Origin of the sequence: Campylobacter concisus (assembly GCF_003048775.2) — a bacterium.
Classification (GTDB): Bacteria; Campylobacterota; Campylobacteria; order Campylobacterales; family Campylobacteraceae; genus Campylobacter_A; species Campylobacter_A concisus_I.
Map to the genome: position 1 here is coordinate 616,060 of NZ_CP049272.1, position 22,069 is coordinate 638,128.

Consider the following 22,069-nt stretch of genomic DNA (forward strand, 5'->3'; position numbering starts at 1 on the left):
CTCGCCCAAAAATAAGCAAAATAAAAGGTTAAATTTGAAAAGACTTAGTGTAAATGAAGCCATCGATCTTATAGAAAACGCACCGCTTCACGAGCTTGGCAAGATGGCGCTAGCTAGAAAAAAAGAGCTTCATCCAGAGGGCATTACGACCTTTATCGTAGATCGCAATATCAACTATACAAACGTCTGCTGGGTGGATTGTAAATTTTGCGCATTTTACCGTCACGCAAAAGAAGAAGACGCTTATGTGCTAAGTTTTGAGGAGATCGGCAAGAAGATCGAGGAGCTTATCGCCATTGGTGGCACGCAAATTTTATTTCAAGGTGGTGTTCATCCAAAGCTAAAGATCGAGTGGTACGAGGAGCTAGTGAGCTACATCAGCAAGCACTATCCAAGCATCACGATACATGGTTTTTCAGCTGTTGAGATCGACTACATCGCAAGAGTTTCAAAAATTTCTACCAAAGAGGTCTTAAGGCGCCTAAACGAAAAGGGCTTATACTCGATGCCAGGGGCTGGAGCAGAAATTTTAAGCGACAGGGTGCGTGACATCATCGCCCCAAAAAAGTGCGACACCGCAGACTGGCTTCGCATACACAAAGAGGCGCACGAGCTTGGCATAAAGACAACTGCTACGATGATGTTTGGCACGGTTGAGAGCACTCGCGAGATCGTCGAGCACTGGGAGCACATCAGAAATTTACAAGATGAAACAGCTGGGTTTAGGGCATTTATACTTTGGAGTTTTCAAGGGCTAAACACAAAGCTCATGCAAGAATTCCCTGAGATCAAAAAGCAAAGCTCAAACGTCTATCTAAGACTTCTTGCGGTCTCAAGGCTCTTTTTGGATAACTTTAAAAATATCCAAAGCAGCTGGGTCACGCAGGGCAGCTACGTTGGTCAGCTAGCGCTTCTTTTTGGCGCAAACGACCTTGGCTCGACCATGATGGAAGAAAACGTCGTAAAGGCCGCAGGGGCTAGCTTTAGGATGAATCAAGACCAGATGATCGAGCTTATAAAAGATGTCGGAGAAATTCCAGCCAAGCGTAACACAAACTATGATATTTTGGAGAAATTTTAGATGAAAATTTTAGATATCAATGTAAAAAATGTAAAAATTCCAGTCGTTTTTGAAAGCTCAAAAGCGATGCCGGTAGTGAGCCTAAAACTAGTTTTTAAAGCAGCTGGCAGCTCGCAAAATGGCAAGCTAGCAGGTCTTGCAAGGCTAAGTGCAAATTTGCTAAACGAGGGCGATATGAAGCTAGGCTCGGCCAAATTTGCTAAAGAGCTTGAAGTAAGGGCGATTAGCCTAAATGCAAGCTGCGGCTTTGAGACATTTTGCATAGATATAAACTGCCTAAAAGAGCACTTTGCCTTTGCGTGCGGCAAGCTAAAAGAGCTTATAAGCGCTCCAAATTTAACTGATGAAATTCTAAATAGGTGCAAAACCGTCACACTTGGCGAGATCGCAGCAAATGAAAACGACTTTGACTACGTGGCAAGGCAGGGACTTTTTGAGCTTTTATACCCAAAAAGCGTGCTTTCAGAGCCTAGTATCGGCACTAAAAAGAGCGTTAAAGCGATCACGCTTGAAGATGTAAGCAAATTTTTAAATGAGCATTTAGACCTTTCAAATTTGCTTTGCGTGCTAGGTGGCGACATCGACGAGAAGCAGACAAAAGAGCTTGCTAGCGTTTTAGAGATCCTAAAGCCTGGCAAGGTGCGAAAGCTAGAGCGCTTTAACCCAAGCGATAAGTGCGAAATCAGCGAGATCATCAGACAAAGCGAGCAGGCCTACATCTACTTTGGCGCGCCATTTAAAGTAAGACCTGAGGAGAAATACAAGGCTACAGTGGCGACATTTATCTTGGGCGAGGGTGGCTTTGGCTCGAGGCTCATGGAGGAGATACGCGTGAAAAGAGGGCTTGCTTATAGCGCCTACGCTAGAAATTTGCTAAATCTCTCTTACAGCCAGCTATACGGCTACATGCAGACAAAAAATGAGAAAAAAGATGAAGCCATCGCCGTTATAAAAGAGGAAACTTTAAAATTTAGTAAAAAAGGTGTTAGCAAGGCCGAGCTTGAGCAGGCTAAGAAATTTTTACTTGGCTCGTTGCCGCTTAGACTTGAGACGTTATTTAAACGCCTTGATATCGCACAAAGCGAGTTTTACGAGCATGGCGAGCTTGGGGCATTTTTGAAGGATCTGGATAAAATTTCAGCCCTTTCGCTAAGCGAGCTAAATAGCTTCATAAAAGCCCACGCAGAGATCAATCAGCTAAGTTTTTGCGTCTTAAAAAATGAAATTTGAAGCAAGCGACAGAGCAAAACTTCTAAAAATAGGCGTGCTTAGCCTACTTGACCTTGCTCTTGTGCTACCAAAGGGCTTTGAGGATACGACGATCGCTAAGAGCCCAAGAGAGGGGCAGGTCTGCATAAATGTAAAGATCACTTCGCTCGCCTCGCGCCCTGGAATGCTAACGGCACTTGCCTTTTGCGAGCAGTGGCAAAGTAGCGTAAAGATCGTCATTTTTAATGCAAAGTCCTGGCACTACGGCGCTTTTAAGATGGGCAAAGAGATGGCGATATATGGGCTTTGCTCCTATGCCTTTGGCTCGTGGCAGATCGTAAATCCAAAAATCACCACAAAAATAGGCCAGATCGTGCCTAAATTTAAGACTGAGCTAAAAGATGAGGAGCTAAAAAAACTCATCTTAAAATATCTAAATTTACAAAATTTACTAGATGAGGGTTTAAATGAAAAAGAGGCTAAATTTCTAGCCGATCTGCAAAGGTTAGATGAGCAAAGCGTGCAAATTTTATACCGCCTAAAAAATGATGGCGAGGGCGTGGAAATCTTAAAATTTGTAGAAATTTTTAACTACATAAAAAAGCTAAGTGCTAAAAAAACCTACTTTAAAAGCCCAAAAATCAAGCTTTTTGATATAAGCTCTTGGCTTAAGAGCCTGCCATTTACGCCGACAAATGACCAGATAAAAGCGATAAACGACATCAGAGACGACCTTAGCACCGTGCAGGCAAAAAGGCGCGTCATAATGGGCGACGTGGGAAGCGGCAAGACTCTTGTGATCCTAGCAGCTTCTCTTAGCGTCTATCCGCAAAGTGCCATTTTGATGGCACCAACAAGCATCTTAAGTGAGCAAATTTATAATGAAGCAAAGAGGTTGCTACCTGCTTTTATGAACGTGATGCTAGTGCGAAGTGGGGAGAAAAAGATAGACTTTAGCGGGGTAAATTTGATCGTTGGCACACATGCGCTACTCTTTCACGAGCTGCCAAACTCGCCGCTTGTCATGGTCGATGAGCAGCACCGCTTTGGCTCAAATCAGCGCAAAAAGATAGAGGAGCTTGCCTCAAACGAAGACGAGCGAGCAAATTTCGTGCAGTTTTCAGCTACGCCAATACCTAGGACGCTAAGCCTCATTCAGTCTGAGATCGTAAATTTTAGCTTTTTAAAGCAGATGCCGTTTAAGAAAAATATAACGAGCCAAATTTTAGGCGCTAGCGAGTTTGGCTTTTTGCTAACTCACATCAAAAAGCAGCTTGCGGGCGGCTTTCAAGTAGCCATCATCTATCCGCTAGTTGAGAGCAGCGAGAGCTCAAACTACCAAAGTCTAAGCGAGGCACAGGTCTTTTGGCTAAAGAATTTCAAAAATGTCTTCGTCACGCACGGCAAAGACAAAGAGAAAGAGGAAATTTTAAGGCGATTTAGAGAAGATGGTGAAATTTTGCTCTCAACAACCGTTGTTGAGGTTGGTATTTCGCTACCAAGGCTAAATACGATAGTGATCGTAGGCGCTGAGCGGCTAGGGCTTGCCACACTTCATCAGCTGCGAGGCAGAGTGGGGCGAAACGGCGGCGATGGATACTGCTTTTTGTTTACCAAGTTAAAAGAGGCGCCAGCTAGGCTAAAGGAATTTTGCGCGATAAATGACGGCTTTAAAGTGGCGGAGCTTGATCTAAAAAACCGCCAAAGTGGCGATATACTAAATGGCTTTTTCCAGCACGGAGCGACATTTAACTTCTACGACTACGAGGATGATATCACACAGGCTGCAAAGGCGAGAGTAGCTGCACTTGCTAAAAATAATGCCTAGTTGCTTTTAGCTTAACTTAAATTTTTGATTTGATTTTGTTGGCTAAATTTTAGCGGAGTAAATTTTAATAAAATTATTTTTCTACTCTTCGCTCTTTGCATACATTCTCGCATGATATGCCGTCACGATCACGATCAAACCCACTGCGTCCGCATTTTCTTAGATAGTGATATGCTTCTTCGCAACTTTTCATCTCTTTGCAGTAGCGTTTAGAACAATCAAATTTATCCGCCGCGTTTGCTATCAATGCAAAAAATAAAATCAAAACTATTTTTTTCATTTTTACTCCAAAGGCAGTATTAAATAAGAAAAATAATATAAAAAGCGCTCTCAAAAGAATTTCTCTTTTGAGAGTGTAAATTTAAAGAGGATATGTTAAGCAGCACTCTCTTTTTACTTCGTCGATGTAGCTTACGTTTAAGCTTAGTCCGTAAAGCTTGCTTAAATTTTCGCTTCTGATGATCTCATCAACCGTGCCAAATCCAACCTCGCCATCACCTTTTACAAGTGCGACATATCCGCCAAGAAGCACGGCAAAGTCAGGGTTGTGAGTAGTTAGCACGACCGAGTAGCCAAGCTCTTTTAGCCACTTGAGCGTGCGTAGAAATTTATACTGGTTGCCGTAATCAAGCGCGCTCGTTGGCTCGTCAAATATAATCATCTTTGGCTGCGCAGCCATTGCACGAGCGATCATACACATCTGCTTTTGACCACCACTCATTTGAGTGATAAATTTCTCTTCAAGGTGCTCGATCTCAAGCTTTTTGGTGTAAATTTTAGCGATTTCTTCATCCTCTTTGCTAGGTCTTGCAAAGATACCAAGGTGCGCCGCACGTCCCATCGTGATGAACTCAAGTCCGGTGTATTCATACTCGGTTACCTCGCTTTGAGCCACATATGCCATGATCTTGGCACGCTCTTTGTTGCTTAGACTATCTACGTTTTTACCATCAAGGAAAATTTCTCCCGAAACTGGCTTTAGCGAGCCACTTATTAGCCCAAGAGTGGTTGATTTGCCAGCTCCATTTCGACCAAGAATAGTTAAAATCTCACCTGCGCCTATCTTTAAATTTACATTTTCTAGTTTGCCAGCCCCATTTGGGTAGCTAAAGTTTAAATTTCTGACTTCAAGCATCACGCAACCTTTTTATTTCGCCACAAGACCCAGACGAAAAATACCGTACCGATAAAGCCAGTAAGCACGCCAAGAGGCACTTCGCTCACGCTTATGCTGCGTGCTAAGGTATCAACAAAAAGCAAAAACATAGCACCCATAAATATGCTTGCAGGCATGCTTCTTATGTTATTTGCACCAACTAGCATGCGAGCTAAGTGAGGCATGAGAAGTCCCACCCAGGCCACTATACCACTTATGCAGACGCTACATGCTGTAAGAAGCGTGGCACAGATGATGATGATAGAGCGTTCAAAAGCCACATTTACGCCAAGTCTATCCGCACTCTCGTCGCCAAGAGAGAGCAAATTTATACGCCAGCTCATAGCGATTAGCAAAATAGCGCAGATGATCATTACTGGGGCGATGTATTTTAAATTTTCGCTATCAAGCTTTGCTAGGCTACCAAGCTGCCAATAAACAATGTCAGGCAGCTTCGTCTCAGGGTCGGCGACATACTTTAAAAAGCCGATCACTGAGCCCATTAGGCCACTTACGATGATGCCAGAAAGAACTAGCATAAGTGTGCTTGAGCGTCCCATCATCTTAGGTATGGCTAGCGTGATAGCAACGGCTGCTAGGCCAAAGCCAAATGCAAAAGCCTGCACCCAAAATAGCGATAGGTCAAAGATGATCGCAGTTGCAGCGCCCACACAGGCACCTGCAGAAACACCAAGTAGATCTGGGCTTACTAGCTGGTTTTTAAAGACGCCTTGATAGGCAGCACCGCTCACGCTAAGAGCGGCGCCGACTAAGATAGCTGCGATGATGCGAGGTATGCGCAAATTTTCTATCACATTTGTGATGTTACTAGCTGCGCCATCGCCAAAGCCAAAGCCGTGAGCAAGCACGCTAAAGACATCGCTAAATGGTATGTAAAATCTGCCAACGCAAAGCGCGACAAAGGCGCAAAGAAGCGTTAGCAGAGCTAAAAAAATGGTAACTAATGAAAAATTTGCGTTTTTCATATATTATTTTTTGCTACCGTCTGGGTTTAGACCTTTTAAGATATAGTCATACTCTGTATCACTAAGATCGTGGTTTAAGAACTCTTTGTAAAACTCTTTTGTCTTAGCTTTTACATCTACATCTTTAAATAGATCTGGTTGGATAGTCTTTGCTGCCCATAAAATTTGAAGAGCACTCTCTGCACCGTATCTATCCCAGCCAAAAACGCCTTTTGGGTTGCCATAAACTTTGCCGTTTTTAACAGCATTTGAGCCTGAATATGCAGGGTTTTCTTTTATACTTTTGATCTGTGCGTCTGTATCAGCACCACCAACGATGATGATATCAGGGTTTGCGTTGATGAGCTCTTCAGCTGTTAGCTCGATCATAGAGCCTTCTTTTGAGACTGCGTTTTTACCACCTGCTAAATTTATCCAAGTGTTTATGATAGTTTTTGTGCCATCAACCTTTAATAAATTTGCTCCGCCAAGCAAGTGAAGCACTTTTGGACGTTTAGCATTAGGGATGTTTTTTGTTCTATCAGTTACAAATTTGGTGTTATCTTGGATATTTTTTGTAAGTTTATCAGCCATAGCTCTAGCCTTGTCAGTGCCGATCACTTCAGCTGTTGCGTAGATACTTTTCTCCATATCTGGGTAATCTCTAAAGATCAAATTTACAGCGCTAAAGCCGTTTTTGCTAAGCTCGTCTTGATAGTTTTTGCTTGAGACTACGACAACATCAGGAGCAAGCTTAACAAGCTCTTCGATCTGAAGATCTTTGCCATCAAGTGCGGCTGGTAAATTTTTAAGCCTTGGATAGACGAGGGCGAACCACTTGTTTTTCTTGATCTGATCGGTTGTGGCTACAACTTTATCCATACCGCCAAGCGCTAGGATTATCTCGTTGTTTGCGTGCCAAAGAGCAGCGATCTTCTCAACCTTCTCAGGCACGCCTACTTTGACGCCTTGCATATCGGTTATGCTTCTAGCAGACTCAGCAGCGTTTAGGTTAAGAGCCATAAAAAGTGAAGCGACAAGGCTAAATTTAGCCATTTTTTGCAAAAAATTTCTTTGCATATTTTTTTCCTTTATTTTAAAAATACAAAGTTGTATATTAATAATTTTTAGGTTAATTCTATGTAAAATTCCGCAAATTTCATAAATTTTTTAAAATTTTTATTAAGACAATATATATCTTTTATTGACATACATCATTAGCTGCTTTTTTAAAATAAGATAAACTTCGCCTTAAAATTTTTAAAAAAGGAGAATCAATGCGTGAATACAAAAAGTATTGGCTAGCACTTGTTGCAGTACTAGTAATTTGCTTTAGTATTTTAGGCTACTACGGCGTTGAGGTTTATAGAAGCTCGCCACCAGTTGTAAATTTTACGGATGAGAATGGCAATGTCGTTATCGACAAAGAGAGCATCTATAAAGGTCAAGAGGCCTGGCAAAGCATAGGAGGTATGCAAGTTGGCTCTGTTTGGGGACACGGCGCATATCAAGCACCTGATTGGAGTGCGGACTGGCTTCACAAAGAGTTAGTTATATTTTTAGAGTTAAAAGCAGATGAAATTTATCACTCAAAATATGCTGACTTAAATGATGAGCAAAAAGCAAATCTAAAAGTTCTACTTAAAAAAGAGTACCGAGAAAATGGCGTAAAAGACGATAAAATCGTACTTAGCAGTGATAGATTAAAGGCTATGAAACAAGTAAGCCAAGAGTATTCATCACTTTTTGGAAATGACCCTAAGTTTAAATCTTTAAGAGAAGCTTATGCGATGAAAGAAAATACTCTTCCAAATGCTTCTGATAGAGATGATCTTAATAACTTTTTCTTCTGGTCAGCCTGGGCAACCGCAGCAAATAGACCTAATAGCGATGCTACATACACAAATAACTGGCCACACGAGCCACTAATCGATAATGTACCAACAAGCGAAAATATATTTTGGTCAGTTGCAAGTGTTGTAATACTTATTGCTGGTATTGGATTTCTTGTTTGGTTTAGCTCTTTTTATGGCAAAAAAGATGATGAAAAGTTGGAAGCTATTAGCGAAGATCCACTTAGTAAATTAAGCCTAACTCCATCTCAAAAAGCTCTTAAAAAATATCTTTTTGTGACTTTGGCTCTTTTTGCATTCCAAATTTTAATAGGTGGCTTTACAGCTCACTATACAGTCGAAGGACAAGAATTTTACGGTATAAATTTATCAGCTTATATTCCTTATTCACTTGCTAGAACATGGCACATTCAGGCTAGTATTTTCTGGATTGCGACAGGATTTTTAGCAGGCGGTCTTTTCTTAGCACCTATTATAAATGGCGGTAAAGATCCAAAATTCCAAAAGCTTGGCGTAGATTTACTATTTTATGCACTACTAATCCTTGTAGTTGGCAGTTTTGCTGGTGAGTATTTAGCGATTGCAAATATTATGCCTATAAATTTAAGCTTTTGGTTTGGACACCAAGGATACGAATATATCGAGCTTGGACGTGTTTGGCAAATTATTTTATTTGTTGGCCTTGTCATTTGGATGCTACTTTTACTTCGCGGATTTATCGGCGGATTTAAGAACAAAGGTGATAAAAATTTACTTGCTATCTTTGCAGCTTCTGCTGTTGCAGTTGGATTATTTTACGGAGCAGGATTATTTTATGGTCAAAGAAGTCCACTTCCAGTGATGGAATACTGGCGCTGGTGGGTTGTACACCTTTGGGTTGAAGGCTTTTTTGAAGTCTTTGCTACCGCTTCACTTGCTTTTGTATTTGTTAGTCTTGGTCTTGTTTCAAAGAGATTTGCTACCTTTTCAACACTTGCGAGTGCATCACTTTTCTTAGTAGGCGGAATTCCAGGAACTTTCCACCACTTATATTTTGCGGGCACTACAACACCTATAATGGCAGTTGGCGCTAGTTTCTCAGCACTTGAGGTAGTTCCTCTTGTATTGCTTGGTGCTGAAGCTTATGAGCACTACAGACTTCAGTTTGCTCAAACTTGGGCTAAGACATTAAAATGGCCACTTTACTGCTTTATCGCAGTTGCTTTCTGGAATATGCTAGGCGCTGGTGTATTTGGATTTTTAATCAATCCTCCGATTTCACTATTTTATATCCAAGGTCTAAATACGACTCCAGTTCACGGACATGCTGCGCTATTTGGTGTTTATGGATTTTTGGCACTTGGATTTGTTTGGCTAGTAGCTACTTATCTATTCAAAGGTCAAGAATTTGACGAGAAGCTTATGAAAGTAGGCTTTTGGGGCTTAAATATAGGCCTTATGCTAATGATCGTGCTTTCACTACTTCCAATAGGAATTTATCAAGCATTTGCAAGCCTAGAGCAAGGCATGTGGTATGCAAGAAGCGCTGAGCTTTTACAACAATCACACTTACAAAATTTAAGATGGGTAAGAATGATTGGCGATACGATTTTAATAATCGGTGGAATCAGCTTCCTTGCACAACTTCTAAAATTTATGCTTAATAAAAAAGCTTAAAACTAAAGGGGTATTTTGCCCCTTTATTAAGCTATCTTTTCATAAAATAACGCAAATTTAAAAGGAAAGAAATGATTACATTTTTTAAAAGAATTTGCGTTATTTTTATCGTACTCTTACACTCTTTTTTGGCTCTTGTAGTTGATTATTCGTTTCCACACTATGCAAATGTGCAAATAACAGGTGGCGATGTCAAACGTATGGACAAAGATGGCATCATCGATGCTAAAAATCCGGCTGATGGCCCTACCAGAGATGTTTATTTTATCTACACTAAAGATTCTAATAATTCAAATAAAGTCATGGCTTATAGAAATGAAGATACTGCATGGGGATTTCCTTTTTATTTTAAATTTAACTCAGCTGATGTACAAGCCAAGGCTCAAGGCTTTGCAAATAGCGATAAAAACGTAACTGTAAAATATTATGGATATAGAATTTCTATGCTTCAAGAATTTAGAAATGTCATCTCGCTAAAAGAAAGCGGCACTGATACTAGTTGGCCGGTAGCTAGCTATGTATTTTACTTTATCTTGTTTATCTCGCTAATCATTTGGATAAGAAAGATAAATAAGGCCTTTAGACCAAAAACTAGTGAAAATTTAGAGAAATAGATAGTATTTGTTTTAGCTATTTGATATTTTAAAAAAACAAAAAGAGAGCTTTTCTTTTATCTTTGAAAATTTTTTGACGACATCAGGCATTCTTAGCTCGTTTGCTCTGCTATGCCATTGCCATATTCCTCTACGCTTTCCCAGTCTATAAAATAAAATTCTACATCTTGATGTTTGCAATTATTTTTAAGAAAATCACCCATTTTTTTATGGCATTTAATTCTTTGCCTTGCCATTCATCAGTTGTTACCTAGTTTAGTTCGCCAAGATCTTCTAAAAAGAGGCTCGTACGAAAGCCCGCCTTGTATCTATATCTATCTCACGCAAGGATATCTATTCTATTTTTGAAAATTTTAAGCCATTTGCTGGCACAGTAGTTTTTGTAAGCAGGGTTTTGGACTATAGGAAGAAATTTATAGTAGATTGGTATAAATTTAGGGGCAAAGCTGCCCCTAAAATTTAGTAAAGACCGAAAGTTCCGTCTGTTCTTTTGTAGATCACACGCATTTTGGCATCAACATCGTTAAATACGTAAAATTGTTTATCACTTGATTTTAGTTTCTCAAGTGCTTCTTCGACTTCAAGTGGTTTATAAATTTCAAGCTCCATAGGCACGATTTCTTCAACACCTTCGATCTTTTCTTCGCCTATTCTTGAGCGAAATTCTTTGTCGTCAGCCTTGCCTTTTACAGTAAATTTCTTATCATGCTCTCTTCTTAAAACTTTTGATGCTTTTTCGATAGCAAGATCGATCGCAGCGTAAAGATCTTTATCTTTTTGGCGAACGACTATGGTATCTTTATGAGCCATATTTAGAGAAAATTCTGCATTAAAGCCTTTTTTTCCTTGTTTTTCATCGGCTGCTACAACACATCTTGCTGAGATGATGTCGAGATTGTATTTGCCAAGAGTATCAAAAGCGTCTTGGATATAGTTTTTGATTGGCTCTGTTAGCTCAAATTGTTTTCCTACAATGCTTATGTTCATCGTAATCTCCTTTATAGAAAGTAAGATGATTATAACACGCTAAAACTAAAAACAAATTAAACTAAAATCTTTATAAAATTTTAAAGTTTCTGAAGAGTTCGTTTGTGAAAATTTATAGGATTTGGCGTTTTTTTATCTTTTGATGTTACAAAAACATCAAAGATCATATTGCCAGTACTTGCGACTCCGTTTGTTCCTGGCATGATGGCCGGCGGAGTGCATATACCGATATCGCCAAAGTAAGTTATTTTTACTTTAAAGTCGAACATATCGTTAAATTCTCCATCTACTTTATCTAGGCATTTGTTTGAGAAATTGGTTCTAAAAATTTCAAACATCGCATACTCTGCTGCTGCTTGAGCAACGAGTTGTGCTTGCTCTCTTAGATAAATTTCGCTGCTTTGTCTAGCTGATGTGCTAGCTATCGAAAGAGCAAGAGTGCTGATAGAGGCTGCTACAACTAGAAAAAATATCGCTGCTATTAATGTAAATCCTCTTCTCATCAATAAACCGCCTTTGACTTGCAAATGGTTATTTCTGATTTTTCTGCTTTAAGGCAAAGCTTTAACGCGATGACTCCATTTTTTTCTGTAAAGACAAATCTTGTTACATGTTTAGCTAGTGTCGCACTTTCGGCTTTGATAGCCTTTGTAGATGTTGAGCTAAATTTTTTAAAGCTTTCATTTAGCCATGGCCTATAGTTGTAGTAAATTTTAAGGTCAAAAGAGCCGTTTTGTATATCCTCGGCACTTTGCTCAGCTGGTGCTATGGCAATGGCTGTGTAAGCTAGCTTATACTGCTCTGAAATTTTTTTATTTTTAAAGTCACTTGAAATTTTAAGCGTGTCGATTGATTGTATGCCAACTTTTGCGATATCTAAGTGCCTTTGGTCTAAGTTTTCTTGATAGCCAAAGCTGCTACCAACTCTATAAAGTATGCTAGAAAATATCGCTACTAAACCACCATTTTCATTATCGGCGTTTATACACCTAGAGCCGCTATTTACATCTTCTTCATTGCTATCATTTTCGCAGGTCAAGTCCATTACGCCGTTTCTAAAAGCATCATTAAATTTGCTTCCAGGGCTTTTTAATCCATTTGCAATAGAACTATTTGCAAGATCTACATATCCGCTATATATGCCTTCTTCGATGATAGGATCTCCGTTAGTATCATCTCCTTTATATTCGTTTATGCCATCAAATAACTCATAAGCAGCTGGGATAAATTCTAAAATTTCAAAGTCACTACTTAAATTTACACCACTATCATTTAGAGCTAGGTAATCTCCATTTTTTTTTCTAGCGATAACGCTTTGTTTGATTCTGTGGCTAAGTAGCATTGAAATTTGCTCTAGAGCGATTTCGCTTTGTGTTTCTAGTTCGTTTATTACTTTGCTTTGAAAATAGTTTTGATATAAATTCATAAGCGTGTTAAAGCTCATAAGTGAGATAACACCAAGCACGGTGATGACTATTATTAGCTCAATTAATGTAAAAGCTTTTTTTGTTTTTTTCATTTCCATTCTTTTACACTTAGAGTGCTGCTTTCGCCTATGTTAAAGGCATATCCAAAAAGTACGCTTTTGCTCTCTTTTGTAGTTTTCATAGTCGTATCTAGCTTTATCTGTAAAACGTCGTTATCGTTTAAAGGAGTGCTAACTACAAATTTATCAGCTCCATTTGTTATGGTTGGAGTCGTCTCTGTATCTATGATAAAGTCGCGTTTAGTGGTACTGGCAGTTGGTAAGATGGATTTTTGAGTATTGAAATTTTTGATAGATTTTACTTTAAAATTTACGCTTTTGATTGATTCTGGAAGCTTTGAATCAATAGGCCTTGTAGCACATGCAGATGAATTTTGCACCGGATATGCAAGTATCCTATGTCCTTCACCTTTTACACCGCTTTTTTCATAAAAATCCGGATTTGCCCCTTGATCGCAGATAATAAGAGGAAAAATTATAGCCTCTTGAGTCGTTATAGATGATGGCATAGTATTTTTACCGGCTATTAAGACTTGATCGCTAAATGGTGCTTTTAATATTAATGACATATAAGTTTTAGCATTCATTAGTCCTTCTTGCATTAAGGATTGCTCGCTTAAATTTGAAGTAGTTCTTACTGCTAGTGGTAAGCTTGCACTTACTATGGCTACTACAAGCACTGACAAGATAAGCTCTATCAATGAAAAGCCGCCTCTTTTTACCACTCTATTCTCCTGTTTGTCTTATCGCTTATATCTAGGTTACTATCACTATTTGATTTTACTCCTATAAAACCTCCAACTGCACCGCTTGTCTTATCCTCTATATTATTGCTCTTTAGGACTTTACCAGCCCATTCGCCATTTGGTACTAGAAAATTTAGATTGAAATTATTTGTTTCAGGTTTCTCATCAAATTCGCTATAAAGAAGCCAACTAGGTGCTCTCATTTTAGCCACATCAGTAACTGCTGACGGGTTTCTTATAAAAATTATTTGCTCGCCATTGCTTATACTACTTACATCATTTCTTAAAACAGTACCGCTGTAAGTGTTTGTAAAGCTAAAGTCATGATAGTTAAGTACTCCTGCATTGTGTTTTGGATTGGTAGCCCAAAATGGTGCAGCTGGAAAGTCTTGCCACAGTTTGCCATTATCTTTCATATAGATATTTTTATTGCATCCATCGCAGTAGGCACCATAATAAATTTTGGCATAAAAGCCACTATAAAGCCCTTCATAAAATGGTGCATAAACCCTACCAAAGTAAAATTTTGCCGTTGTTTCTGTTGCTGGTTTTTCATATTTTTTTACTGTATCGGTGCTATCTGACATGCCGCTAAAGCTAAAATCATTACTCGAAATAGTAAAAGGGTTTTTGGCATGATTTACTTTTCTTTCAAAATTAAAATATACTTCACCTTTGCCTACGCCATTTACAAAAGTATTTTTCTCTACATAAAATGTTGATTTTGTGGCACTTGGATCTATTGCTTTTCTAGTGTTTGAGCCAGGAATTTCAAAAAATAAAATTTCTTCATTTGCTTTTGCTAATGTACCGGCATTGCCATCATTATCTGTAAAATTTAAAGGAACTCTGTCTAGCTTTATGTCAAAGTTCATATTCTTTGCATAGCAATCTTCATTATAAAGTTTTGCAGGATCATCGTTAAACAACCTAGCAGTTACTTCAAAGTCAAGCTTTGCTTTTTGTATGCCTTCATTATCAAGGTATGTTATATCGCTATCTTTTGTTATCTTTAACTTGCTTATTTGTATATCTTTTGGCCTAAACAAATAATCTCTATTACCTTCTAGCTTTATGCTGCATCCGATCCTTCCTTCTTGAGCAGTGTCTTGTGACGGATCGTTGCTAATTGAGTTTTTTACACAATCATCAGCTCTTGATGGCGTATGTTGATCAGTTGCTGTATAGTCTTTGTCTAATACATAAAAATATGTATCGCCTATATCTGAGTAAGAGAAGCCAACAGGTCCACTTGATGTGTGACGGAAAATTTTACCCAATGCTTTATTTGGATCGTTAAAATCTACGCTTAGTTTATTCTCGCTCTCTATAATGCTAGGATCGCAAGTCGCACTATATGCTGGTACAAGTTTTATCTCTCCATTTGAGCCACTTATGTTATTTATATAACCATTTGCTAAGCCACTATCAAGAGGTTTCATAGCTGCAAGAGCAATGTTATTATAAACTTTGCCGCCTATTAAAACATTGTTATTATTGATCGTATTCTTATCAGTATCCCATAGTCTAAAGTGGCTTGGTCTTATAGCAAAATCATCTAATTTTTCGCATTCAACCTTTGTGCTATTTGTCACTGGATCAAGATGAGAAATTCTAAATTTTACGCTTTTATAGGCTCTGTCAATACTAATGCCTGATAACAAAATATCAGTTACGCCATTAAATGTTATATCTTGTTCATATAAATTTGTTGGAGCACTGCAAGACTCGACCAACTCTACTTTTACATCTACTGGAGCATCTGGTACTTTTTTATTGCCATCTGTATCATAGTTCGTGATATAGACATTAAATGGCGTAGAAACGATTTTTGTTAGAAGTCTATTTTTAAATTTAGTTTTAAAAGTCGCTGAACCATCGTCTTGTCTATTGCTTGCGACGAAATTATTTGGACTGGCACTAACGCCTAAAGTAATGTTGTAATTTTGATTGCTACATCTTCTTATGTATGTGTCATAGGGCTGTAAATTTATATCAGCATTTGCGACTGTGGCTTTGTAACTATTTGGCTCAAATTTAGACTTAAGGGTAGTTTCATATATGGCATAAGCGTAGTTGCCTTGATGAATTAGCATTTCTCCACCCTTATTTGCAGCCGCACCTTGTCCTAAATAAAAAGTTAAGTCATTTCCACTTAGTTGCTGTAAGCCTGTATTGTCGTTATAGTGTACCTGTCCCGACATAGTAAGCAGATCACTAGGTCCTTGCGATGCTTTATCTGCGTATATGTAAGTTGAGTTTGGATTATAAATTTGGCTTGGATCTATTGTGGCTTTTAGCGCAAAGTCTTGGGCAGCTTCATTAGTATTATTTGTAACTTCAACGAAAGTTTTTAAAATAGTATTTGCTGGCACTACCGTCGGAGTATTTTCTTGCACCTTTGTAAAAGTACTATCGCTAGGTTTTTTTGCATAAATATATTCCATATAGCAAACATCTGGTTTGTATATACGAGAAGAAAAGCCAACTAGTGCTAAATTTATACGATCAGCACTTACAACATTAGCACCGCCTGAGCTTTTAATCGTTGTAACTGTAAATTTTATATCCGCTTCTTTTTGAGCATATGACATTTTGTCTGATATATCAAATATATCTAAGTCTGCTTGAGAGTGAAATTTTTTACCTGGATTTATAAGTTGTCCAAATTTTGTCATAGTTGAGTTAAACTGATCACCTTGTGCGTTATATCCGCTGGTAATACTCTGATAGCTACCACCTTTTTTTATCTTGATATCTTCACCTTTTGTTTCTGGCTTGCCGCCAAAGGAAAACATTGTAAGCGAAGCATCTATATTTCCTGCTTTTGGTGTGTAGATATTTTCAAATTTTACATCTATGGTTGAGCTCTTTACAGTACCAAATGGATCGCTTGACTTCATCCAGTCTGCTGCAAGTCTTTCTAGCCCATCAAATATACTAACAAGCTTTGGCTCTATATTGTTTGCTGTAGCGGTTTTATCATCAAAGTCATAAATGATGACCAAACTCCAAGCTGCAAATTGTGGTGCGATGGATTGTATCCAGTAGCCATTTTGTCCTTGGACTGGCGAAAACAGCAGTGTGCCGTATGTTTTTTTTAATTTTCTATTAGTGGAATTATTTACCTTATATATGCCATCATTTGGGTCTATAAATTCATCACTAAAGGGAATCGTAGTTGATCTGATATTGCCAGCATAAAATGTCCTATCTGACTCGCTAGTGCCAAGAGAGTCTCTAACTATATCTGTTACATCAGCGCTTGCTACATATTGGTAGTTTATTCCAGCCTTTACATAGTAGCTATTAGACTCGTTTTGATTATATGATTCAAGAGTCATTGATTTTGGTCGATACTCGCTAAAAGATCCAAACCAAAAAACATCTTTTGGATCAGCATCTATTGTGATTACACTCTTTCCAGGAGCTTTAAAATCAATCCTGCTATATCCTTTTATGTAATTTAAGGCACTTACATATAAATTTGACCCAAGATTTTTTATTGCCCAGTTTTGATAAAGAGAGCCGCCCCAATAAAGCCTGGCATAGACTACGTTTTTGCCTTTTAAATTATTTTGTATAAAGGTATTTTTCTCACTAAAATCAAACGTGGAAGAGGATGAATTTTTACAATAAGGATGCTTGCTAGGATTATAAATATATGTTGTTTGACAAAGTGTGTAATTGCTAGGCGAAAAATTACCAGTATCTAAAAATATTCTATCGGCTGTAGATGATGTTCTTGTTACGTTAGATGGATCTGGAACAAAATTATATCCAGCGTATTGTGGAATCATAATAGTAGCACCAATGGTAGCTATATCTCCATTTACTCTGGTATTTAGATTTCCATTTATTGATCTTTGTCTTAAGCCTTTAGAGTGATCATCCCACATACCTATTAATGATCGTTGATTCCATGGAGAAAATTGCTCAACGTAAATATGATAGTGATCTTGTGCTAAGCCTGAAGAAAAGCTATTGGTATCTATCGTCCAAGTTCTGTTAGATTTTCTTATACAATGTGGGATATTTTTAGAAGAGTTGTCTTGATACTCTTCAGCGTCTATAAAGCAAGAATAATTTGCTCCACTACAACCAATAGATGCTGCTTCTGCTGTTGTACAAGCTCTGGGTGCACAAAAACCAAACGTGACAATAAAACAGAGTAAGTATGCTATCTTCACAACAAATCCTCTAAATAACAATAAAAAATCTCTCCTTAGATTTTTAAAAGCTTTTAGCTACTATTTTTGTATAAAATTTTCTATCATTTCAGCTTGCCCGTACTGAGGATATTTGGCAATGTCTAAAACGACTTGAGATAAGGTCATATTATCCATATTGCAAACGATAGGAGCTATAAAATTTACAGTTGATTTTTCAAGCGGGAGTGCAACAACGATAATGTTATAAATTCTAAGTTGAGAGCTTTCTTTAATCTCCATAAGATCTTCATAATAGCTTGGAATATCGAATTCGTAGCTTCTTAATGCAAAAGGATTTATCATTGTAAAAGATGTCTCATCATCTTTGCTTGCTAGTTTAACAAAAAATTTATCAAGTTCAATTAACTCCATCTTCTTGATATGCTCAAAGCCTAAAATAGGGCTTTTAACACTAAAAATCATACTAACTCCTATTTTGTAAAGTTGCCGTATTTTATCATAGTTTTAAAAAATTTATACAAAAATAATAGCAAAAAATGTAGAATACGAGGATTTAAACTTTTTAAGGAAAAGCATGAAAAGATTTTCTAAATTTCTAGCAGTTGTAGCTCTTTTGGGGCTTTTTAGTGGTTGTGCTGAAAAATATACCGAGCTTTACAATCTAACTCCAGATGAGTGGTATGCTCAGGTTATAGCTGATATAAAAGACGGTGATCTTGAAGCGGCCGATAAACACTATGTTTCAATGGCAAGCGAACACGTAGCAAGCCCACTTTTGGAGCAAATTTTACTTATCCTTGCCCAAGCTCACGCAAATGATGAAGAGTATCTTATGGCAAATCATTATCTTGACGAATACATTAAAAGATATGGCGACAACGGCCCAAAAACAGAGTTTGCTCAGTATCTAAAGATAAAAGCAAATTTTGACTCATTTACCCAGCCAAACCGCAACCAAAAGCTAATGGAGGATAGCGTAACTGAGATCGAGAAATTTCTTTATATGTATCCAAATACTGAATATAAGCCACTTATTGAGACTATGCTTATTAAATTCAAACTCGCGCTTTACTTCCTAGATATGCAAATAGCAGATCTTTACAATAGGACCGGTCGTGATGTTTCGGCTAAAATTTATGAGCAAAAGCTTGAAGATTCGCCGTTTAAAAACTCAGATCTTATCAAACCTGACGTAGCATGGTATAGAAAACTGTTTGAATAGGAGAAATTTTGCAAATAAACGAAAATAAAGGCTTCCCAACCGAAATTCCCATCATCGTTGAGGATGAGCTATTTTTATATCCATTTATGATAACTCCGCTTTTTTTAAGCGATGATGAAAATTTAAAGGCACTCGAACTTGCCATACAAGAAGAGACTCCGATCCTTGTGGTGCCTACAAAGCCTCAGCAAGACGGCGCTAGAGACTTTGATGGTATCTATGATGCTGGTGTGATCGGCACGATAATGCGCCGTGTGCCACTACCTGATGGACGTGTAAAAGTTTTATTTCAAGGCATAGACAAAGGTAAAATTTTAAAACAATCAGGCATAAATCCGCTCCGTGGCATTGTCGATATGCTCCACGTCAAGCGCCCATCGCAGGTCAAAACTGACGCTCTTATCGTGGTTTTAAGAGAAAAAGTAAGAGAGCTTTCGCAATTTAGCCACTTTTTCCCGCCTGATCTTTTAAAAACGATCGAAGAGAGCGCTGAAGCGATCAGGGTTTGTGACCTAGTTTCAAGTGCACTTCGCTTAAAAAAACAGATCGCTTATAGCTTTTTTGTCGAGGAAAATTTAGAGCAGCGCTTGCTAAAACTAATCGACTATGTTATCGAAGAGATCGAGGCAAATAAGCTTCAAAAAGAGATAAAAAATAAAGTCCATTCAAAGATCGATAAGACAAATAAAGAGTACTTCTTAAAAGAGCAGCTAAAGCAAATTCAAGCCGAGCTTGGAGCGGATACGAGCCGTGAAGAGGAGCTTGAAGAGTACCGTAAAAAGCTTGATGCTAAGAAGAAATTTATGGCTGAGGACGCCTACAAAGAGATCAAAAAACAAATAGACAAACTTTCTCGCATGCACCCAGACTCAGCTGACGCAAACACCTTGCAAAGCTACCTTGACTGGGTACTTGAAATTCCATTTGAAAATGTAGCTAAGAAAAAGTCATCTATCGCTGAAGTGAGCAAGCACTTAAATGCCGATCACTACAGCTTAGAGAAGCCAAAAGAGCGCATCGAGGAGTATTTTGCCTTGCGTGAGCTTTTAGAGCTTAGAGGTGTTGGCGAAAAGGTAAATAATGGCGCTATTTTATGCTTTGCAGGCCCTCCAGGTGTGGGCAAAACAAGCCTTGCAAACTCGATCGCAAAGGCACTAAAGCGTGAGCTAGTTAGGATCGCTCTTGGCGGACTTGAGGACGTAAACGAACTAAGAGGCCACCGCCGCACCTACATAGGTGCTATGCCAGGTCGTATCGTGCAAGGGCTCATAGAAGCTAAGCAGATGAACCCAGTAGTTGTATTAGATGAGATCGACAAGGTTGGCAGAAGCTACAGAGGCGATCCGACCGCGGTTTTACTTGAAATTTTAGACCCAGAGCAAAATAATAAATTTAGAGACTACTACTTAAATTTCAACATCGATCTTAGCAAGATCATCTTCATCGCTACAGCAAATGACGTGAGTATGATACCAGCCGCGCTTCGCGACAGGATGGAGTTTATCGAGCTTAGCTCATACACCCCACAAGAGAAATTTGAGATCGCTAAAAAATATCTCTTACCTCAAGAGCTTAAAAAACACGGCCTAAAACCAAGCGATGTGAGCATCAGCAAAGAGGCACTTGAGCTAATTATCAGTGACTATACAAGAGAGAGTGGTGTACGAAATTTACGCCGCAGGATCGCTGATATACTAAGAAAAGTCGCCAAAAACATCCTCACCAAAAAGAGCGAGGGCAAGATCAGTGTCACAGCTAAAAATTTGAAAGAATTTTTAGAGAAAAAGGTCTATGAGATCGAGCCAGCGGATAAAAAAGATCAGATCGGCTTAGTAAATGGTCTCGCGTGGACGAGTGTCGGTGGCGATGTGCTAAGGATCGAGGCTATTAGGATCCAGGGCAAAGGCAACATGCAAATCACTGGTCAGCTAGGCGATGTGATGAAAGAGAGCGCTCAGATCGCATTTAGCGTTGTTAAAGTGCTAATAGACAACAAAAAAATAAAAGTACCGATGACTATCGTGCCAAAACTAGATGACGATAAGCGTAAGCTCGAGGCTAGCGATGTTTATAGGCGCTATGATCTTCACTTGCACGTGCCAGAGGGCGCGGTGCCAAAAGATGGCCCAAGTGCTGGCATCACGATGGCAACTGCGATCGCATCGATACTAACCGATACAAAGGTAAGACACGACATAGCAATGACTGGTGAGATTACGCTAACTGGCAGAGTGTTGCCGATCGGTGGTCTAAAAGAGAAGCTAATCGCCGCTCACAAAGCTGGCATCAAAACAGCTCTGATACCTCGTAAAAACTATGACCGCGATCTTGTCGACATCCCAGCCGAAGTAAAAGCTGATATGAAGATCATCGCCGTTGATACGATCGATGATGTGCTAAAAAACGCTCTTGTTACTAAAAAATAATCCAAATCCTAGCTCCATTTAGCTTCACTTGGGGCTAGGAAATTTTCATAAACTACTACGAAGTAAAAATTTAGGCTAGCTTGTTTACACTACTTAGAGCCGTGATATGCTCGTTCATAAATTTTAAAATTTGATGGATTTTTTGCTGTAAATTTTAGCTATTTATGCTTTGCTTCATGCTCTAAAAGCCAAATTTTAGTTGGCAAGCCCTCGCCGCCAGAGTATCCGCCAAGCCCACTGCTAGCTAGCACTCTGTGACAAGGGATGATGATAGGTACTGGGTTTTTAGCATTGGCTGATCCTGCTGCTCGGTAGGCATTTTTGTGACCTACGGCAAGTGCAAGGGCTGCGTATGTGGTCGTTTCTCCGTATGGTACTTTTTGTAAAGCCTCGTAAATTTTTGCTCTAAAATTAGTTGTTTTTATATCAAGCCTTACGCTAAATTTTTTAAGCTTGCCATTAAAATAAGCCTCTAGCTCATTCAAGCAAAGCTTTAAATTTTTATCTTTTACCGCTATTTTTTCAAATTTATCTACAAAATTTATCTCACAAATTCCATTTTCGCTAGCGATGATCTCCAAAATTCCGATAGGCGATTTTAGGTAAGCTTTTGACACATTTGCTCCTTGAAATTTGAAATTTTGGGCAAATTTTACTTTAGTTTGTTT

18 protein-coding genes are annotated in these 22,069 nt (G+C 38.6%); 7 read left to right on the top strand and 11 right to left on the bottom strand.

The window, feature by feature from the left end; translation table 11 throughout:
- The first annotated feature begins 34 nt into the window (after nt 1–34).
- The 3 genes from CVT17_RS03095 to recG are packed head-to-tail and all read left to right on the top strand — an operon-like array spanning nt 35 to nt 4,118.
- Entirely contained in the window at nt 35–1,081 is a 1,047-nt protein-coding gene (locus tag CVT17_RS03095; protein WP_103581432.1) for a dehypoxanthine futalosine cyclase, read from the top strand.
- Nucleotides 1,082–2,311 carry a M16 family metallopeptidase gene (locus tag CVT17_RS03100; protein ID WP_107858628.1) on the top strand — a complete coding sequence of 410 codons (1,230 nt, stop codon included), beginning with the start codon at nt 1,082–1,084 and terminating at the stop codon, nt 2,309–2,311. It begins immediately after the preceding gene.
- Entirely contained in the window at nt 2,301–4,118 is a 1,818-nt protein-coding gene (gene recG, locus CVT17_RS03105; protein ID WP_107769615.1) for an ATP-dependent DNA helicase RecG, read from the top strand. The genes CVT17_RS03100 and recG overlap by 11 nt, the downstream gene beginning before the upstream one ends.
- A 73-nt stretch (nt 4,119–4,191) precedes the next feature.
- On the opposite strand, the gene CVT17_RS03110 is transcribed toward recG, so the two are convergent.
- The 4 genes from CVT17_RS03110 to CVT17_RS03125 all read right to left on the bottom strand — a co-directional run bounded on the left by CVT17_RS03110 (nt 4,192) and on the right by CVT17_RS03125 (nt 7,319).
- Nucleotides 4,192–4,398 carry an excalibur calcium-binding domain-containing protein gene (locus CVT17_RS03110; RefSeq protein WP_107770037.1) on the bottom strand — a complete coding sequence of 69 codons (207 nt, stop codon included), beginning with the start codon at nt 4,396–4,398 and terminating at the stop codon, nt 4,192–4,194.
- A gap of 81 nt (nt 4,399–4,479) precedes the next feature.
- Nucleotides 4,480–5,253 carry an ABC transporter ATP-binding protein gene (locus CVT17_RS03115; RefSeq protein WP_107769614.1) on the bottom strand — a complete coding sequence of 258 codons (774 nt, stop codon included), beginning with the start codon at nt 5,251–5,253 and terminating at the stop codon, nt 4,480–4,482.
- Complete coding sequence (locus CVT17_RS03120) at nt 5,253–6,260, bottom strand: FecCD family ABC transporter permease (protein WP_107858629.1); 1,008 nt, start codon at nt 6,258–6,260, stop codon at nt 5,253–5,255. Before CVT17_RS03120 ends, CVT17_RS03115 begins: the two co-directional genes overlap by 1 nt.
- A gap of 3 nt (nt 6,261–6,263) precedes the next feature.
- Nucleotides 6,264–7,319, bottom strand: a complete 1,056-nt coding sequence (locus CVT17_RS03125; RefSeq protein WP_107858630.1) for an ABC transporter substrate-binding protein — start codon at nt 7,317–7,319, stop codon at nt 6,264–6,266.
- A gap of 197 nt (nt 7,320–7,516) precedes the next feature.
- Here CVT17_RS03125 and CVT17_RS03130 point away from each other — a divergent pair, with 197 nt between their 5' ends.
- Both CVT17_RS03130 and CVT17_RS03135 read left to right on the top strand, forming a co-directional pair.
- On the top strand, nt 7,517–9,748 hold the full coding sequence (locus CVT17_RS03130) for a nitric-oxide reductase large subunit (RefSeq protein ID WP_107858631.1): 2,232 nt from the start codon (nt 7,517–7,519) through the stop codon (nt 9,746–9,748).
- Between the two features lie 71 nt (nt 9,749–9,819).
- On the top strand, nt 9,820–10,362 hold the full coding sequence (locus CVT17_RS03135) for a DUF1523 family protein (RefSeq protein ID WP_021090645.1): 543 nt from the start codon (nt 9,820–9,822) through the stop codon (nt 10,360–10,362).
- 459 nt (nt 10,363–10,821) lie between these two features.
- On the opposite strand, the gene hpf is transcribed toward CVT17_RS03135, so the two are convergent.
- The 6 genes from hpf to fliW form a co-directional block, all read right to left on the bottom strand.
- Nucleotides 10,822–11,349 carry a ribosome hibernation-promoting factor, HPF/YfiA family gene (gene hpf / locus CVT17_RS03140; protein WP_021090930.1) on the bottom strand — a complete coding sequence of 176 codons (528 nt, stop codon included), beginning with the start codon at nt 11,347–11,349 and terminating at the stop codon, nt 10,822–10,824.
- 80 nt (nt 11,350–11,429) lie between these two features.
- The gene (locus CVT17_RS03145; protein ID WP_196373579.1) at nt 11,430–11,855 is read right to left on the bottom strand and encodes a hypothetical protein; all 426 of its coding nucleotides are present in this window, start codon (nt 11,853–11,855) and stop codon (nt 11,430–11,432) included.
- Nucleotides 11,852–12,868: a type II secretion system protein gene (locus tag CVT17_RS03150; RefSeq protein ID WP_223154467.1), complete on the bottom strand. Its 1,017-nt coding sequence runs from the start codon at nt 12,866–12,868 to the stop codon at nt 11,852–11,854. The genes CVT17_RS03145 and CVT17_RS03150 overlap by 4 nt, the downstream gene beginning before the upstream one ends.
- A complete protein-coding gene (locus CVT17_RS03155; RefSeq protein WP_107858632.1) occupies nt 12,865–13,560 on the bottom strand; it encodes a type II secretion system protein in 696 nt (231 codons plus the stop codon). The genes CVT17_RS03150 and CVT17_RS03155 overlap by 4 nt, the downstream gene beginning before the upstream one ends.
- Entirely contained in the window at nt 13,554–17,771 is a 4,218-nt protein-coding gene (locus CVT17_RS03160; RefSeq protein ID WP_159070450.1) for a hypothetical protein, read from the bottom strand. Before CVT17_RS03160 ends, CVT17_RS03155 begins: the two co-directional genes overlap by 7 nt.
- A gap of 60 nt (nt 17,772–17,831) precedes the next feature.
- Nucleotides 17,832–18,215, bottom strand: a complete 384-nt coding sequence (fliW, locus tag CVT17_RS03165) for a flagellar assembly protein FliW (RefSeq protein ID WP_107858634.1) — start codon at nt 18,213–18,215, stop codon at nt 17,832–17,834.
- Nucleotides 18,216–18,327: 112 nt separating this feature from the next.
- Here fliW and CVT17_RS03170 point away from each other — a divergent pair, with 112 nt between their 5' ends.
- Nucleotides 18,328–18,975: an outer membrane protein assembly factor BamD gene (locus CVT17_RS03170; RefSeq protein ID WP_087576799.1), complete on the top strand. Its 648-nt coding sequence runs from the start codon at nt 18,328–18,330 to the stop codon at nt 18,973–18,975.
- 8 nt (nt 18,976–18,983) lie between these two features.
- The gene (gene lon / locus CVT17_RS03175; RefSeq protein WP_107858635.1) at nt 18,984–21,401 is read left to right on the top strand and encodes an endopeptidase La; all 2,418 of its coding nucleotides are present in this window, start codon (nt 18,984–18,986) and stop codon (nt 21,399–21,401) included.
- Between the two features lie 158 nt (nt 21,402–21,559).
- Here lon and CVT17_RS03180 read toward each other — a convergent pair whose 3' ends face one another.
- Nucleotides 21,560–22,018, bottom strand: a complete 459-nt coding sequence (locus CVT17_RS03180) for a methylated-DNA--[protein]-cysteine S-methyltransferase (protein ID WP_107858654.1) — start codon at nt 22,016–22,018, stop codon at nt 21,560–21,562.
- Nucleotides 22,019–22,069: the final 51 nt, after the last annotated feature.

Bases quoted from the DNA above. Each gene is read 5' to 3' on its own strand.
- CVT17_RS03100 (WP_107858628.1), top strand. From the start codon at position 1,082: ATGAAAATTTTAGATATCAATGTAAAAAATGTAAAAATTCCAGTCGTT.
- recG (WP_107769615.1), top strand. From the start codon at position 2,301: ATGAAATTTGAAGCAAGCGACAGAGCAAAACTTCTAAAAATAGGCGTG.
- CVT17_RS03110 (WP_107770037.1), bottom strand. From the start codon at position 4,398: ATGAAAAAAATAGTTTTGATTTTATTTTTTGCATTGATAGCAAACGCG.
- CVT17_RS03115 (WP_107769614.1), bottom strand. From the start codon at position 5,253: ATGCTTGAAGTCAGAAATTTAAACTTTAGCTACCCAAATGGGGCTGGC.
- CVT17_RS03120 (WP_107858629.1), bottom strand. From the start codon at position 6,260: ATGAAAAACGCAAATTTTTCATTAGTTACCATTTTTTTAGCTCTGCTA.
- CVT17_RS03125 (WP_107858630.1), bottom strand. From the start codon at position 7,319: ATGCAAAGAAATTTTTTGCAAAAAATGGCTAAATTTAGCCTTGTCGCT.
- CVT17_RS03130 (WP_107858631.1), top strand. From the start codon at position 7,517: ATGCGTGAATACAAAAAGTATTGGCTAGCACTTGTTGCAGTACTAGTA.
- CVT17_RS03135 (WP_021090645.1), top strand. From the start codon at position 9,820: ATGATTACATTTTTTAAAAGAATTTGCGTTATTTTTATCGTACTCTTA.
- hpf (WP_021090930.1), bottom strand. From the start codon at position 11,349: ATGAACATAAGCATTGTAGGAAAACAATTTGAGCTAACAGAGCCAATC.
- CVT17_RS03150 (WP_223154467.1), bottom strand. From the start codon at position 12,868: ATGAAAAAAACAAAAAAAGCTTTTACATTAATTGAGCTAATAATAGTC.
- fliW (WP_107858634.1), bottom strand. From the start codon at position 18,215: ATGATTTTTAGTGTTAAAAGCCCTATTTTAGGCTTTGAGCATATCAAG.
- CVT17_RS03170 (WP_087576799.1), top strand. From the start codon at position 18,328: ATGAAAAGATTTTCTAAATTTCTAGCAGTTGTAGCTCTTTTGGGGCTT.